Annotated in this window: 14 protein-coding genes and 1 riboswitch; of the genes, 3 read left to right on the top strand and 11 right to left on the bottom strand. The window is 43.8% G+C overall.

Annotation, left to right across the window (positions count from 1 at the left end):
- Positions 1 to 16: 16 nt before the first annotated feature.
- From K1I53_RS03715 to K1I53_RS03690, 6 genes are all read right to left on the bottom strand, one after another.
- Entirely contained in the window at positions 17 to 916 is a 900-nt protein-coding gene (locus K1I53_RS03715) for a TDT family transporter (RefSeq protein ID WP_049478068.1), read from the bottom strand.
- Positions 917 to 1,026: 110 nt separating this feature from the next.
- Positions 1,027 to 1,575 carry a carboxymuconolactone decarboxylase family protein gene (locus tag K1I53_RS03710; RefSeq protein WP_025171447.1) on the bottom strand — a complete coding sequence of 183 codons (549 nt, stop codon included), beginning with the start codon at positions 1,573 to 1,575 and terminating at the stop codon, positions 1,027 to 1,029.
- Between the two features lie 131 nt (positions 1,576 to 1,706).
- The gene (locus K1I53_RS03705; RefSeq protein WP_223328447.1) at positions 1,707 to 3,029 is read right to left on the bottom strand and encodes an alanine/glycine:cation symporter family protein; all 1,323 of its coding nucleotides are present in this window, start codon (positions 3,027 to 3,029) and stop codon (positions 1,707 to 1,709) included.
- A gap of 89 nt (positions 3,030 to 3,118) precedes the next feature.
- Positions 3,119 to 3,207: riboswitch (glycine riboswitch) on the bottom strand.
- Positions 3,208 to 3,372: 165 nt separating this feature from the next.
- Complete coding sequence (locus K1I53_RS03700; RefSeq protein WP_049478066.1) at positions 3,373 to 5,709, bottom strand: endonuclease MutS2; 2,337 nt, start codon at positions 5,707 to 5,709, stop codon at positions 3,373 to 3,375.
- 100 nt (positions 5,710 to 5,809) lie between these two features.
- A complete protein-coding gene (locus tag K1I53_RS03695) occupies positions 5,810 to 6,358 on the bottom strand; it encodes a CvpA family protein (protein WP_084944335.1) in 549 nt (182 codons plus the stop codon).
- Positions 6,355 to 6,657 (bottom strand): hypothetical protein, encoded by a 303-nt coding sequence (locus K1I53_RS03690; protein WP_000002026.1) that lies wholly within the window; start codon positions 6,655 to 6,657, stop codon positions 6,355 to 6,357. The genes K1I53_RS03695 and K1I53_RS03690 overlap by 4 nt, the downstream gene beginning before the upstream one ends.
- A gap of 86 nt (positions 6,658 to 6,743) precedes the next feature.
- Between K1I53_RS03690 and rnhC the strand changes: the two genes are divergently transcribed.
- From rnhC to recD2, 3 genes are all read left to right on the top strand, one after another.
- A complete protein-coding gene (gene rnhC / locus K1I53_RS03685; RefSeq protein ID WP_223328446.1) occupies positions 6,744 to 7,625 on the top strand; it encodes a ribonuclease HIII in 882 nt (293 codons plus the stop codon).
- A 3-nt stretch (positions 7,626 to 7,628) separates the two neighbouring features.
- Positions 7,629 to 8,243 carry a signal peptidase I gene (gene lepB, locus K1I53_RS03680; RefSeq protein WP_223328445.1) on the top strand — a complete coding sequence of 205 codons (615 nt, stop codon included), beginning with the start codon at positions 7,629 to 7,631 and terminating at the stop codon, positions 8,241 to 8,243.
- A 128-nt stretch (positions 8,244 to 8,371) separates the two neighbouring features.
- Positions 8,372 to 10,741, top strand: a complete 2,370-nt coding sequence (gene recD2, locus K1I53_RS03675; protein ID WP_223328444.1) for an SF1B family DNA helicase RecD2 — start codon at positions 8,372 to 8,374, stop codon at positions 10,739 to 10,741.
- A gap of 47 nt (positions 10,742 to 10,788) precedes the next feature.
- Here recD2 and tig read toward each other — a convergent pair whose 3' ends face one another.
- The 5 genes from tig to liaF form a co-directional block, all read right to left on the bottom strand.
- Entirely contained in the window at positions 10,789 to 12,072 is a 1,284-nt protein-coding gene (gene tig / locus K1I53_RS03670) for a trigger factor (protein WP_000116504.1), read from the bottom strand.
- A gap of 92 nt (positions 12,073 to 12,164) precedes the next feature.
- Positions 12,165 to 12,821 (bottom strand): DNA alkylation repair protein, encoded by a 657-nt coding sequence (locus K1I53_RS03665; RefSeq protein ID WP_223328443.1) that lies wholly within the window; start codon positions 12,819 to 12,821, stop codon positions 12,165 to 12,167.
- Entirely contained in the window at positions 12,822 to 13,454 is a 633-nt protein-coding gene (locus K1I53_RS03660; protein WP_084860263.1) for a response regulator transcription factor, read from the bottom strand.
- Positions 13,455 to 13,464: 10 nt separating this feature from the next.
- Positions 13,465 to 14,463, bottom strand: a complete 999-nt coding sequence (locus K1I53_RS03655) for a sensor histidine kinase (RefSeq protein WP_223328442.1) — start codon at positions 14,461 to 14,463, stop codon at positions 13,465 to 13,467.
- Positions 14,460 to 15,158 (bottom strand): cell wall-active antibiotics response protein LiaF, encoded by a 699-nt coding sequence (gene liaF / locus K1I53_RS03650; RefSeq protein WP_038804107.1) that lies wholly within the window; start codon positions 15,156 to 15,158, stop codon positions 14,460 to 14,462. The genes K1I53_RS03655 and liaF overlap by 4 nt, the downstream gene beginning before the upstream one ends.
- Positions 15,159 to 15,236 lie beyond the last annotated feature (78 nt).

Genomic DNA, 15,236 nt, shown 5'->3' with positions numbered 1-15,236 from the left:
GCCTAGCTATTTCTAGCTAGACCTTTTTTCGTAACCAAATCAGATAAGCACCCAAGACAAAGAATAAAATAGTGAGGCAAATAACGGTTTCAGCCAATACCAGATAATCCAGAAATGGAAGTTTCAAAATTCCCTGAGCCATCTTGAGCGAAGTAGCTGTGATAATGGTTGGGAAGGTTAGGGCTGAGAAGGCTGGTTGAAATCCTTGTTTTAAAATATTGGGCAGGCGAGTTAAAACAAAGAAAAAGAAGGACTGAGATGCCAAAATCATGACGATCAAGAGCCAAGTCGGTAGGCTTGCTCCTCCAACTCGAACTAGGGAAGCCAAGAGTAGAGAAAAGGGAGCACAGTAGATTCCTTCCTGTCCAAGCAAGGCCACTGGGAGTGGATCTTTCTTTAAATCCCTATAAATAAGGGGATAGAGATAGAAGGTCAAGACAAAACCAAAACTCAAGGTCGCATAGGCAATCTCGATAATGCCTACCAGAGGATAGGTCAAGGCAGCTACTGCTATCCCCACATAGAGCACCGTCCAGCTAGGAGTCGCATTGACCCTCCGACCCGGACAGGCAAATTTGATGGTGAAAGTAGCAATCAACGCCAAATCCAAGAGAAATGAAAACCACCAGATCCCTTGTGCTACCAAAGGAAGAGCAGGGAATACGCGAAAGACATAGGTCGCTAAAATCATCCCAGCCATGGGAAAGGTGGCCATCCCAGATAAAAGAGGGGGCTTGGTCAATTCTTTCTTGGTTTCTTCCCAATTAAAAAGATGAAGAATCAGAAAGAAAATCCACAAAACTAAACCAGTCAGACTCAATAAATGCGACAGAACAGGCAAAGTATCTGCAATCAGATTTCCTGCACCTGCTAAACCTAATAAACAGCCAGAGAATACTAAGGGGAGCTTTTTCATCCGAGCCTCCAATAATCATGTTATTATTAGTATAGCATAAAAGCGCTTAAAATAGCATAGAAAAATGAAGACTGAGCAATCCAGTCTTCATTTTTTCTTTCTGATTCGAACTAGGCATAAGGTTGTAATTCTGGGTTAATAGGCGTATTGGCTAGATTGTTGGCATAGTTGCAAAGGCTAGCAAGACTAACACCGAGAACCACATCCAAGGCATTTTGTTGCGTGTAGCCAGCTTCTAAAAATTCACTAAGGGCTTCATCTCCTACACGCCCTTTGGTATTGATGACCGCCAAGGTAAACTTAGCTAGGGTGTCCAATTTAGGATCTGTTTCAATCGGAGTGCGGTTGCGAAGGGCTTGGAGAAGATCATCATTCATCTGGATTTGTTTGATTGAAAAAGCAGTATGACCTGCGACGCAGAAAGCACAACCATTGGTTACGGCAGCTGTGATTTGCACTACTTCGCGTTCCACTGGTGTCAGGCTATTGCGACGGTTGATGGCTCCGACAGTTCGGTAGGCTTCAAGCGCGGTAGGAGCGTTGGCCAAGAGACCGATTAGGTTGGGAATATAGCCATTGTTATCTTTTTGTACTGTTTCAAGAACTTCTTTCACTTCTGCTGGTGCTGATTCTACTGTGTGGATGGTAAATGTTGTCATAAGAAACCTCTTTTCATTTTATTGTTATTTAGTCTATCATAGAATTTCCCCCTTGGATAATATATATTTTCAATCGCCTTGATAGGAAATGTCTATGAAATGAAAAAAATCACACTAAAAGTGTGATTGGGTTAGTGTTTAAAATACTTTCTGGTTTCGGAAATAACGACTGGCGACAAGACCAAGAGGGCAATCAAGTTTGGTAAAGCCATCAAGGCGTTGACGATGTCTGCGATAATCCAAACCATATCCAACTCGATAAATCCTCCCAACAAGACCATGACTACAAAGACTACACGATAGAGCCAGATAAAACGAACACCAAAGAGAAACTCAAAACAGCGCTCTCCGTAGTAGTTCCATCCGAGAATCGTCGTAAAGGCAAAGAGTACAAGGAAGATGGTCAAGAGGGCAGGTCCAAAGTGTGAAAAAACTGTTGAAAAGGCTGACTGGGTCAAGGCCACTACATTCAAATCTCCGCTCCAAACACCAGTTACTAAGATTGTCAGACCTGTAAGAGTACAGATAATCAACGTATCAATAAAGGTTCCTGTCATGGAAATCAAGCCTTGCTCTACTGGTTCATTTGTCTTAGCCGCAGCAGCTGCAATGGGAGCTGAACCAAGACCAGATTCATTAGAAAAGACTCCTCGCGCCACACCATTTTGGATAGCCATCCGAATACTGGCACCTGCAAAACCACCTACCGCAGCTACTGGACTAAAGGCTGAAGTAAAGATGAGTGCAAGTGTGGCTGGAATTTTCTCGATATTAAAGAGAATAACTGTAAGAGTCCCTAAAATATAGACAATAGCCATAAAAGGAACAACTGCTGTCGAAACTTTTGATATGGATTTGAGGCCACCAAAGACAGCAATCCCTACAAAAATGGATAAAATCAGAGCTGTGATAGCTGGATTAACTTGGGCTGTATTTTGAATGGATTCTGTAATCGAATTGACTTGGGTAAAGGTACCAATCCCTAGAAGGGCCACCAATACACCCGCTAGGGCAAAGAAGATAGCAAGTGGACGCCACTTTTCTCCCATCCCCAAAAGGATGTAGTGCATGGGGCCTCCAGCTACAGCTCCATTTGCATCCTTAGTACGGTATTTGATGGCCAGTAAGCCTTCGGCATACTTGGTCGCCATCCCAAAGAAGGCCGCCATCCACATCCAAAAGAGGGCACCTGGTCCCCCAACCTTAATGGCTGTCGCAACTCCGATGATATTTCCCGTACCAACGGTGGCAGCTAGAGCTGTACAAAGAGCTGCAAAGCTCGACACATCGCCATGTCCCTTGTCCTTGGTAAAAATCAACTGAAAGGCCTTAGGGAGACGAGCCACCTGCAAAAGCCCTAGTCGGATGGTCAGATAAATTCCCGTTCCGACCAATAAGATTAAGAGGGGAGGTCCCCAAACGAAAGCATCAAGCGCTTTTAGCAATTCTAACATGTCCTACTCCTATCTTTCAACCCCAAAAGAAAGAGCACATGCAAGATACATGTACTCTGGAATGCTTAGATAAATGCCAAAAAGCGGTCTATCCTAGCTCTGTCCTTTTACCTGAGAGTTTGAGCAGTTTCCTGCCTTGCCCCTTCGGTGCCTTTACGGTCTCTCCAGAGTTCCGTCCATTTACAGTCATGGAAAACAAACCTTTCTCCACTTCTATTAAACTTCATTCGGTGTTGGTATTTAATTTTTTATTATTTTACAAGAAAAGTTAGTTTTTGTCAATATATTATTTGAAAAAAGATGGATTTTCACTTCTTTTTCAAAAAAAGAGAAGTACTCTTTTTTAACCTTTAAAGGTCACAATGGTTGCGCCACTACCGCCAGCATTTTGTGGAGCATAGCCGAAAGTTTTAACATGCTTGTTTCTTTGTAGGTATTTGGTGACACCCTCACGGATGACTCCCGTTCCGATACCATGGATGATGTCGACTTGCGCCATGTTATTGAGCAGAGCTTGGTCGATAAAGGCATCTAGCTCATTCATGGCCTCTTCGTACCGTTTGCCTCGGAGATCCAGTCTCGCTTGCGGACCACGACCAGAAGCACGTTTGACGACATTGACTTGTTTTTTCTTGACTGGGGCTTCTTGTTGGGCCTGAACAAGGTCAAATTCTTTCTCTTCCAAGGTCATCTTGATCAAGCCAACTTGGGCTTCCCAGCGGCCGTCCTTAAGCTGATCGGTCAAGGTTCCTCTTTGACCATAACTGAGAACCACGATATCATCTCCCACCTTCGGAGCTCGTTTTTTCTTGGCTTTTTGAAGGACCTTGTTTTTAGACAAGTCGACTTTTTCAGGGGCTAGTTTTTTCAGCTCAGCCTTGGCTTCAATGATTTCGTGGGGTTTGAGTTGAGACTTACTGTGGAGGTTTTTCAGGATTTGGTCACTCTCACTTAGCGCTAGTTCCACAATCTCTGCAGCTTGTTCACGCGCCTTGTTAAGCTCAGTTTCCTTTTCACGATTGAGCTCGTTGTAAAGTTTTTTGAGTGCTCGGTTCATCTTGAGGTTTTCTTGCTCCACCTCTCGGATATTGTCCAAGCGTTTGCGGCTTTCCAATGTCTGCTCTTCCAATTGCTCAATGATGCGGTTGACGTCATTATCTTGGTTGACCTGCTGACTGGCATCCCCGACGATGACATCTGACAGTCCTAGGCGTTTGGCAATTTCAAAGGCATTGCTTCGACCAGGAACGCCCTGCATAAAGCGATAGGTCGGACGCAGACTGGCTGTATCAAACTCCATGCTGGCATTTTGCACAAAGGCTGTCTCAATACCGTAGGCCTTGAGTTCTGGATAGTGGGTCGTCGCCATGGTCTTAACCTGACGTAGACGAAGATCCTCCAGAATAGCCATAGCAAGGGCGGCTCCCTCTTGAGGATCTGTACCAGCCCCCAACTCATCCAAGAGTAAGAGTGAATGTTGGTTGACCTTGCCAAGAATATCTACGATATTGGTCATGTGACTGGAGAAGGTAGACAAGCTTTGCTCGATAGACTGCTCATCTCCAATATCTGCGAAGATTTCTTCGAAAATACCGACACGGCTCCCCTTATCAGCTAAAATGGGCAAGCCTGACTGGGCCATGAGTTGAGTCAAGCCCAGAGTTTTGAGCATGATGGTCTTCCCACCAGTATTGGGACCTGTAATGACAATGGCCGTTAATTCCTTACCAAAGTGTACATCGTTTGCGACAGCATTTTTGACCAAAGGATGGCGAACATGAAGGAGTTGAATCTCTTGATTCTCTGAAAGTTGAGGAACAACTGCTTGTCTTTCTTGGATGAAACGCACCTTGGCACGAATCAGATCCAGATGGCCGATAATCCAAGCGTCATTAGCAATCTCAGCAGCATGAGGACGAACCCGTTCCGATAGTTCTTGCAAGATGCGAATCATCTCATAACGCTCATCTGCTCGCAGACTAGCGATTTCTTCGCTCAGTTTCACGACCTCACGTGGCTCGATATAGACTGTGTTTCCACTAGCAGAGATGTCATGAACAACACCTGCAATCTTATTGCGATAGGTGTTCTTGACTGGTAAGACTTGACGACCATTTCTGCTAGCAATTATCCCTTCGGTCAACATCTGCGCTTTTTGCTTGAGCAAGTCTTGCAAGACATCTCGGACCTGACTCTCGCTATCATGAATTTTTCGACGAATGCGTGCTAGTTCTTCGCTGGCGAAATTCTCGATAAATCCTGCGTCATTTAGGGCTTGGAGACTCCCTTGCAAGTGTGGAAAATCATGCAGTTTTTCAAACCATCTCGCCAACTGCTCCAAGCGTACATTTTCAAGATTGGCATAAAAACTTTGCAACTCTCTGCTAGCAAGTAAGACCCGTTTGAGGAGTAGAAATTCCTCGATATTGAGGTCCGCCCCCATCTCCAGACGCTTGCAAACAGCTGATATCTCACGCGTCGCTAGGATGGTAAAGTGAGGTTGCTCCACAAATAGGGCTTGCATTTCCTCCATCTCTGTAAAGGCTTGTTTAATCTTATCCGCCTTGGCAGTTGGAGCTAAGCCTTTTAACTCCTCTAGTCCTTGTTCTGTCAAAAGATGCGGTTCAAACAAGGCTTTGATTTTATTAAATTCTAAGGTTTCTAGTATTTTTGTATTCATATTCTTTCCTTGTATGCTAGTTTACAAGATCATAGCAACTAGAGGTTTTGACCTAGTCCTCCAATCTGTAAACAAAGGGCTAGGAAAAATCCCGCCCTTTTTATCCGATTAAATTTGTCACCCAGAGTTGTTTGATAAAGTTTGTCGTAAAAGGGACACTTTGGATGATGTTTTTGGCTACTATACTTTTTTCGAGTGAATTTTGAATGACTGCTAGAGGCACTGTTGCGAGAATGGTCAGAGCCATTTGCAAGACAAATAAGGTTACTAATAGCGACAAAAGGCCTGCTCCGATACGCAACCATTTGACATCGAGCTTTTTAGTTGGAATCAAGTGTAGGAACAAACCGATAAAACGTCCGATACTGTAACAAATTCCGAAAACTAGAAGGTAGGCGAGACCCGCATAAAAGACCTTGTCTAGGTGAAACAGCTGGTCTGAAGGGAAGAAAAAGGTGCCCTGTCCTTCCTGAGGATTGGCATAAGGGACAAGCAAGTGGAAGTGATCTCCCAGCGATTTATAAAACTGTCCCGCAACAAAGGCTGAAATCACTGCAACGAGGAAATAATAACTTTGCAGCACCAAACCTCTACGGTAGCCGATGTAAAAGCCCCAAGCCAGAACCAATAAGAGTAGGATTGAAATCATAGGGAGTCCTCAATCTTGCTCTGTTCTTGTTTGACAGCAATCAACTTGTGGCGGAGTTCTAACAACTCTTGCTCCTTGTCATCAAATTCAATTTCACGGTTGAGTTGTGTAGACAGACAGTTGACCGCCAAAAGAAGCGCAATGATCTCATCATCCGCCCCAGGCATTTGTTCTTTAATTGCTTGGTATTTTTCAGTCGCAACCTTGGCAATTTCCTCCATAAAGAGGTTGTCATGCTCGGTTGTCAAGGTTAATGTCTTTTTCCCGAATGTAAACTTATATCGATTTAGATTTGCCATAAAATTCACCTCACGATATTATACCAAATTTCGCTAACTTTGTCAGTTTTTACCAATTCTCCTGCTTTTGTGGTACAATAGAGACTATGGCAAGTATCACACTCACACCAAGTGAACAGGAAATTCAGAGCTTTTTAAGTCAGTATCAGAAGGCTCTCAGTCCTAGTAAAAATCCCTATATCCGCTATTTTTTGCGACTGCCTCAGGCAACAGTTTCCGTCTATACCTCAGGAAAAGTTCTCCTCCAGGGCGAAGCTGCTGAGCAGTACGCCAGTTTCTTTGGCTATGAGGTTCAACAAGAAAACAGTGGACAAGATTTTCCTATGATTGGGACTGATGAGGTGGGAAATGGTTCCTACTTTGGCGGACTAGCTGTCGTGGCTTCCTTCGTGACACCTGACCAGTATGACTTCCTACGAAAACTCGGTGTGGGGGATTCTAAGACTCTGACCGACCAAAAGATTCGTCAGATTGCCCCTATCCTCAAGGAAAAGATTCCACATCAAGCACTACTTCTCTCACCGAGCAAGTACAACGAAGTTATCGGAGAGCGTTACAATGCTGTTTCTGTAAAGGTTGCCCTTCACAACCAGGCTATCTTTCTCCTGCTTCAAAAAGGGGTCCAGCCAGAGAAAATCGTGATTGATGCTTTTACAAGTCCAAAAAACTATGATAAGTACTTGGCGCAAGAAGCCAACCGTTTCCCAAATAAGATCACTTTGGAAGAAAAAGCTGAGGGCAAATACCTGGCTGTTGCGGTTAGCTCCATCATCGCTCGTGATCTCTTTCTTGAAAATCTAGAAAATCTGGGACGAGAACTGGGCTATCAACTGCCAAGTGGCGCTGGAACTGCATCAGATAAGGTTGCTAGTAAAATCCTTCAGGCCTATGGAATGAAAGGACTTCATTTCTGTGCCAAACTGCATTTTAAAAACACTGAAAAAGCCAAAGCACTTCTAGAAAGGTAAATCATGAATTCGTTTAAATCATTTCTAAAAGAATGGGGAGTTTTCTTCCTGATTATCGCGCTGGTAGGCCTTAGCCGCATTTTCCTTTGGAGCAATGTCCGCGTGGAAGGACACTCGATGGACCCTACCCTAGCCGACGGAGAAGTTCTCTTCGTTGTTAAACATCTCCCAATTGACCGCTTCGACATCGTGGTTGCGCATGAGGAAGACGGAAATAAAGACATTGTCAAAAGGGTCATCGGTATGCCCGGAGATACCATCCGCTACGAAAATGACAAACTCTTTATCAACGGTGAAGAAACGAATGAACCTTACCTAGCTGAGTACCTCAACTTGTTCAAAACAGAAAAGTTGCAGAACACCTATACTGGAAAAGGATTTGAAGGCAATAAGGGAGTTTACTTTAGAGAACTTGCTCAAAAGGCACAGGCCTTTACAGTCGATATCAATTCCAATACCAGCTTCAGCTATACTGTCCCTCAAGGCGAATACCTTCTCCTTGGTGACGATCGTCTAGTCTCTAGCGACAGCCGTCATGTCGGTACCTTCAAGGCCAGCGATATAAAAGGTGAAGCAAAATTCCGTTTCTGGCCACTTAACCGTATCGGAACTTTTTAAGATAAGGAAGAGGCCGAGAATGCTAAGTCTCAGTCTCTTTTTCTATTGCAAGAAGAAGGACTTTTAGTCTCCTAGCTTGTTGAAAGAAGCTAAGGTCCAACTCTCATTAACTCATGTAAAGGAAACCTATGGAAGTTTATTTTTCAGGCACCATTGAACGCATTATTTTTGAAAACGTCAGTAATTTCTATCGCATCCTCCTCCTAGATATCGAAGATACCAATGCGGAGGACTTTGACGATTTTGAAATCATCGTTACAGGAACCATGGCTGATGTGATTGAGGGCGAAGACTATACCTTTTGGGGGCAAATCGTTCAGCACTCCAAGTATGGTGAACAGCTACAAATCAGTCGTTATGAAAGAGCAAAACCCACTAGCAAGGGTTTGGTCAAGTATTTCTCCAGCAGTCATTTTAAGGGAATCGGTCTCAAGACTGCCCAGAAAATCGTTGATACCTATGGCGAAAATACCATAGACGAAATTCTGGAGCATCCTGAAAAACTGGAAAGCATTGCTGGACTCTCTGCCAAAAACCGTGAGACTTTTGTCTCCACCCTCCGTCTCAACTATGGGACAGAGATGGTTTTGGCAAAACTGGCCAACTACGGCATTCCCAATAAACTAGCCTTTCAGATTCAAGACTTTTACAAGGAAGAAACGCTGGATATTGTCGAAAATTATCCCTATCAACTGGTTGAGGATATCAAGGGTTTGGGCTTTACCATTGCTGACCAATTAGCTGCCGAACTAGGTATCGAAAGCCAAGCTCCCGAGCGCTTCCGTGCTGGCCTTGTCCATAGTCTCTTTCAAGGTTGTATGGATACAGGCGATACCTATATGGAAGCCCGAGACTTGCTGGAACAAACCCTGACTCTCCTCGAATCTTCCCGTCCCGTGGAACTCGATCCCAGCCAAGTCGCTCAGGAATTATCTCATCTGATTGAAGAAGACAAGGTTCAGCAGATTGACACTAAAATCTTTGATAATAGCCTCTTTTTCGCTGAGGAAGGCATCCGTAGCCACTTGGTTCATATCCTTGAAAAAGAAAAGCAGAAAAATCAGGATTTGGAAACCATTCACAAGCATATCTCTACTGTCGAGCAAGAACTGGGGATTCAGTACGATAGCATTCAAAAACAGGCTATCTGCGACGCTATCCAGAACAAGGTCTTTATCCTGACAGGTGGACCTGGTACAGGTAAGACGACTGTTATCAATGGAATTATCGCTGTTTATGCCCTTTTAGAAGGGCTTGATCTCAGGAAAAAAAGCAATCTGCCTATCCTTCTTGCTGCTCCAACTGGTCGAGCGGCTCGGCGCATGAATGAATTAACAGGTTTGCCTAGCGCGACCATACACCGTCATTTGGGGATGACGGGAGACGATGATACCAGTCATCTGGAAGATTATCTGGATGCCGATTTTATCATTGTAGATGAGTTTTCCATGGTGGATACTTGGCTAGCCAACCAACTCTTCTCCAATATCTCCTCTAACAGTAAAATCCTCATCGTGGGAGACAGTGACCAGTTGCCTTCTGTCAGTCCTGGACAAGTTCTGGCCGACCTGCTCCAGATATCCCTGATTCCGCAGACTCGTTTAGAACGGATTTACCGTCAGAGCGAAGAATCAACTATCGTTACCTTGGCGAGTCAAATTCGACAAGGCATCTTGCCAGCTGACTTTACCCAGAAAAAAGCTGACCGTTCCTACTTTGAAATCGCTAGTGGCCATATCCCAGCTACGATTGAGAAAATTCTTGGTGCTGCCCTCAGAAGTGGCATTCCGGCTCGCGATATTCAGGTGCTAGCGCCTATGTATCGAGGAACTGCTGGTATTGACGCCATCAACCAACTCATGCAAGACCTGCTCAATCCTCAGCAAAAGGGGCAAGTGAGCTTTGAAGCAACTCAGTGTCACTATCGAACAGGGGACAAGGTCATTCACCTAGTCAACGATGCCGAAGTCAATGTCTTTAATGGAGACCTAGGCTACATCACTGACCTGATTCCTGGAAAGTACACCGAGTCCAAACAAGACGAGATTGTCATTGATTTTGATGGCAATGAGGTCATCTACCCACGTAACGAATGGTACAAGATTCGACTAGCCTATGCAATGAGCATCCATAAGTCTCAAGGAAGTGAGTTTCCTGTTGTCATCCTGCCCATCACCAGTGCTAGCAAGCGCATGCTGGAGCGCAATCTCATCTATACAGCTATCACACGGGCCAAGAGCAAGCTCATCCTTCTTGGTGAATTACAGGCCTTTGACTATGCAGTCAAGCATATCGGGACTGCCCGCAAGACCTATCTGATTGAGCGTTTCAGTGATTTAATTGAAACTAATATTGAAGAAAGCAAACAAGCCTTCTCTGAAACTACCACAGCAAGTGACTCTGAACAATCCTACATCCTCACCGAGGAAAACTGGTCTAGCATCCCAGCCATGATCGGGATTACAGATGCAGACCTCAAAGAGATTTTTGGAAAATAGACAAGCAGAAAACCCACCTAGTCAGGTGGGCTTTTTCTCTTTTAAAATTATTTTACTGTTGCAGTGCTTGTAATCAATTCAACAGCTTTTTTGATAGTGATATCGTGTTTCAACATGTCAGCTGAAAGCAAGTTTTGAACTTGTGCAACTTCCATGTTGTAGTCTGCTGCCAATTGCTCGATTTCTTTTTGGATTTCTTCTTCTGAAGCGTCAAATCCTTCAGCTTTGGCAACTGCTTCGATAACAAGGTTAGTCTTCGTACGTGACTCAGCTTCTGCTTCGTATTGTTTGTGAAGGTCTTCTTGAGTAGTTCCAGTGATTTGGAAGTACATGTCAGGGTTGATACCTTGGCGTTGCAAGTTTCCAAGGAATTCATTTACTGAACGGTGAACTTCTTCGTGGATCATTTCTTCTGGAAGTTCTACGATTTCAGCGTTTTCTACAGCTTTATCAATTGCTGCACCTTCAACGGCATCTTTGTATGCTTCTTCTTTCGCAGCAGTCAATTCTTTGCGGTATTTTTCTTTCAATTCGTCAAGAGTTTCCACTTCTTCGTCGATATCTTTTGCAAGTTCATCGTCAAGAGCTGGAACTTCTTTTGCTTTTACTTCGTGGATAGTTGTTACGAATTTAGCTTCTTTACCTGCAAGGTCTTCTGCTTGGTAGTCTTCTGGGAATGTTACGATAACATCAACAGTTTCGCCAGCTGAGTGTCCAACCAATTGGTCTTCAAAACCAGGAATGAATTGACCTGATCCAAGTCCAAGTGAGAAGTTTTCACCTTTTCCGCCGTCAAATTCAACACCGTCGATAGAACCAACGAAGTCAATCACAACAGTGTCGCCATTTTCAGCAGCGCCTTCTTTGATAACCAATTCAGCCAAGTTGTTGCGTTCGCGTTCGATACGTTCTTCAACGTCAGCATCTGTCACTTCTTTTTCTACATCAACTGATACTTCAAGGTTTTTGTAGTCACCCAATTTTACTTCAGGTTTTGTCACGACTTCAGCAGTGATAACCCAGTCTTGACCTTTTTCCATTGAAGTTACGTCAATTTTTGGTTGCGCAACCACTTCAAGACCAGCTTCTTTTACTGCAGCTTCATAAGCGTTTGGCAAAAGTGCGTTCATTGCATCTTGATAAAGAGCTTCTTCACCAAATTTTTGGTCGAAGATAGGGCGTGGAAGGTGACCTTTACGGAAACCAGGAACGTTAAGAGTTTTCTTTACTGAGTTAAATACACGGTCCAATTCTGGTTTGATTTGGTCTTGAGAGATAGTGAAAGTCAAGACTCCACGGTTTGTTTCTTTGTTTTCAAATGATACAGACATTCTGTCATTTCTCCTTAAAATTTTTTAAATACAGTCTATTATAGCATAAACTACGGTTAATTTTCAAGTAATGAATGCGCTTTTCAATAGTGCTAGAGGTACTTGCTCGCTTCCCTGATACTAAGTTCAGCCATTCTCTTCTTATTTTTTTCAATAAAACGTGCTACCCATTCGGGATTGGTTTTAGAGTAGTCTCTTAGAGCCCAGCCGATGGCTTTGTTGATAAAAAATTCTGTCTGGTCCAGATTATTGAGTAGGATCTTTTCCATTAGTTGGACATTTGTTTTCTCTTTCCTTAACAACTGGTGGTCAATAGCGACTCGTCTCAGCCAGATATTATCTGATAGGCTCCATTTTAAAATCACTTCTTCAAGTTCCGGATAGTCGGCTACCAAACTTCCTACTACTCGATCTAAGATATCTACCGTGTCCCACCAGGACTTGGTCACGACCAGACGCTCAAGTTTAGGCAAATCGTCCTTCGTTAGATAAGACTGCATGGCTTTCAAATAGTTGGCAGCCACATACTGGTATTCTCTAGGCTCCTTTTCCCAGCAGATATCTACAAAATCCCAATCGATCATCTTTGTTTTTTTCGCGCTTGGAAAGTATTTTCTATAAAGCTCATTTCTTTCAGGACCTTCAATACCTAAAAAGGGAAATTGATGACGCATATAGGCTTCCATGGGGCCTGCCTTTTTCGGATCTTTTGCTGCTTCTAGCTCCTCAAGTAAATCTACAAGACTCATCTAAAAGTTCTCCTGCCCAACCAAGTGGTGCTGAAAGGCATAGACCGCAGCCTGGGTGCGATCACTGACCTCAAGCTTGGCTAGGATGTTGGACACGTGGGTCTTGACCGTCTTGAGAGAGATGAAGAGTTCATCTGCAATGCGTTGATTTTCGTAGCCCTTAGCGATGAGTTGGAGCACGTCTCGCTCACGCGCAGTCAGCTCCTCATGAAGCTCCATATGATTACGGTGGTATTCGACCTTCTTGCTGACCTCTTGTTCAATAGCAAGCTCTCCAGCAGCCACCTTGCGGACGGCATGAAGCAGTTCGTCTGCACTAGAAGTCTTGAGCATATAACCTTTGGCACCCGCATTCAAGACCGGCATAATTTTTTCATTGTCCAAGTAAGAGGTGACAATTAATATCTTGGCTTCAGGCCATTCTTTGAGGATGGCCAAGGTCGCGTCAATCCCATTCATCTCAGGCATGACGATATCCATGACAATGACATCTGGACGCAGTTTCAAGGCCAAGGAAATCCCTTGAATACCGTTGGCCGCCTCGCCCACAACTTCTACATCATCTTGGAGGTCAAAGTAGCTTTTCAAGCCCAATCGGACCATTTCATGGTCATCTACCAGTAAAATTTTCATCTCTACTCCTTTATGATTCCTTGTCTAGCAGGGGAATACGGATATCAACCGCCAGTCCTTGCTTTGGAGCTGTCAAAAGTTGAACCGTTCCTGCCATATCTTCGACCCGCTCCTTGATATTTCGCAGTCCATAACTCAAGCCGTCTAAACTCCCTAACTGGAATCCAATCCCATTGTCCACCACCTTCAGCTGCAATTCAACATCTGTCTGATAGAGGTAGACATCTAGGCAAGATGCCTGAGCATGGCGAAGGGTATTGCTGATCAACTCCTGAAGAATACGGAAGATATGTTCTTCGATTTTCTTAGGCAATTTAGACACATTTTGCTTGAGACTAACCTTGAGATCACTCTTGTCCTCAAGCTCTTTTAAGAGGATTTGAATCCCCTCAACCAAACTCTTCTCTTCCAACTCAACAGGTCGCAAATGTAGGAGCAAAACCCGCAAATCTTTCTGGGCTGTTTCGAGAATAGCTGCGACACTTTGCAACTGGGTCTGCATCTTTTCTCTATCCAGCTTCAAAACCTGCTGACTGACACCTGATAAAATCATATGGGCCGCAAACAACTCCTGACTAACTGTATCGTGCAGGTCACGTGCAATCCGCTTTCTTTCTTTCTCGATGATTTCTTCTTCCCTGACCAGGCCTTGATTTTCAGCTTTTTGAACAGCTTCTGTCAAGAGGTTGAGCTTGCCAGACAAGGACTTAAAACTGGCGTCCAAGTCTGGATCTGCAAAGGAAATTACCTCTTTTCCTGCCAGCAGTCGCTTGAGATTAACTTGCATTTTTCTGCGAGAGACTTCTTCTATCACGCGCCAAAAGAGGACAAAAAAGAAGGTCATGGAAAGGCTAAAGACCAAGATCAAGAAGATGAGTTTCTCTGTTTTCTCGATATCCTGTAGCAAATAGGACCAATCCAGTTCAAAAATATCAAGTAAACTATTAGCCAAAAAGAGGAGAAAGAGGAGGGAAGTCAGGCCGATTAACAGATACGATTGCTTTTTCATCCTCTGACCACCTCCACATCGCCAACCATAGTAGTTAGGAAAATTTTGACGCTCTTGTTACTCTTGAGATAGTCCCTGGTTTCCTGATGATAGTGTTCATTGCGAAGGGATCTCTTAGGTTGATGAAGGAAGGTAAGATCTCCATAGAGGCAGTTGACACTGAGACTAATTTCCACATCTACAGGTACGATAATTCTAGTCGTTCCGACCATCTTTCTAAGGATAATGACATTGTCATGATTGGTTAGGATAACTCTTTCTAAATGAATGGTGTCCTTGCCCATGAGGCGAAAGAGGTTGATATCATCAAACTGGCAGGTCTGGTGACTAGAGAAATGATGGAGATTGCCAAACCAACGATTCTTTTCATTTTTAACTGTCACCACCTCTTCAAAGACCAAATCGGTCTCCTCTCTTTCTTGATTCATCATCGGATAGAGAAGAAAGAGGCTGTATATGACCGCTACAAAGATAGCTAAAATCACAAAGGGATTGAGCATGACGATGAAAAAGAAAAGAATGGTAGCCACAAGGAGGAGAAAGTTGTTGCCCTCTTTGCCTGCATAATAGCGTATCAGGAGAAGAAAGAGGAATAGAATCAGTAGAAAACGCGAAAAATGCTCTGATACCATCAAAATCAGAGCTCCCGTCAACAGACAGGCTTCAATAAATAAAAAGATTTGAAATTTTTTCATAGTGCTTCCTCTCCCTTCTATTTTATCACAATTCAAAAAAGTCACCTCGGTCTGAGGATGGAAAAAGGAGATAGGACA

Source organism: Streptococcus oralis (assembly GCF_019929365.1).
GTDB classification, from domain to species: Bacteria; Bacillota; Bacilli; order Lactobacillales; family Streptococcaceae; genus Streptococcus; species Streptococcus oralis_BT.
This window is presented reverse-complemented; position numbering and strand designations above follow the sequence as displayed.

What these genes read in the sequence shown, in the direction of transcription:
- K1I53_RS03715 (WP_049478068.1), bottom strand. Translation starts at nt 916, where the DNA reads ATGAAAAAGCTCCCCTTAGTATTCTCTGGCTGTTTATTAGGTTTAGCA.
- K1I53_RS03710 (WP_025171447.1), bottom strand. Translation starts at nt 1,575, where the DNA reads ATGACAACATTTACCATCCACACAGTAGAATCAGCACCAGCAGAAGTG.
- K1I53_RS03705 (WP_223328447.1), bottom strand. Translation starts at nt 3,029, where the DNA reads ATGTTAGAATTGCTAAAAGCGCTTGATGCTTTCGTTTGGGGACCTCCC.
- K1I53_RS03700 (WP_049478066.1), bottom strand. Translation starts at nt 5,709, where the DNA reads ATGAATACAAAAATACTAGAAACCTTAGAATTTAATAAAATCAAAGCC.
- K1I53_RS03695 (WP_084944335.1), bottom strand. Translation starts at nt 6,358, where the DNA reads ATGATTTCAATCCTACTCTTATTGGTTCTGGCTTGGGGCTTTTACATC.
- K1I53_RS03690 (WP_000002026.1), bottom strand. Translation starts at nt 6,657, where the DNA reads ATGGCAAATCTAAATCGATATAAGTTTACATTCGGGAAAAAGACATTA.
- rnhC (WP_223328446.1), top strand. Translation starts at nt 6,744, where the DNA reads ATGGCAAGTATCACACTCACACCAAGTGAACAGGAAATTCAGAGCTTT.
- lepB (WP_223328445.1), top strand. Translation starts at nt 7,629, where the DNA reads ATGAATTCGTTTAAATCATTTCTAAAAGAATGGGGAGTTTTCTTCCTG.
- recD2 (WP_223328444.1), top strand. Translation starts at nt 8,372, where the DNA reads ATGGAAGTTTATTTTTCAGGCACCATTGAACGCATTATTTTTGAAAAC.
- tig (WP_000116504.1), bottom strand. Translation starts at nt 12,072, where the DNA reads ATGTCTGTATCATTTGAAAACAAAGAAACAAACCGTGGAGTCTTGACT.
- K1I53_RS03665 (WP_223328443.1), bottom strand. Translation starts at nt 12,821, where the DNA reads ATGAGTCTTGTAGATTTACTTGAGGAGCTAGAAGCAGCAAAAGATCCG.
- K1I53_RS03660 (WP_084860263.1), bottom strand. Translation starts at nt 13,454, where the DNA reads ATGAAAATTTTACTGGTAGATGACCATGAAATGGTCCGATTGGGCTTG.
- K1I53_RS03655 (WP_223328442.1), bottom strand. Translation starts at nt 14,463, where the DNA reads ATGAAAAAGCAATCGTATCTGTTAATCGGCCTGACTTCCCTCCTCTTT.
- liaF (WP_038804107.1), bottom strand. Translation starts at nt 15,158, where the DNA reads ATGAAAAAATTTCAAATCTTTTTATTTATTGAAGCCTGTCTGTTGACG.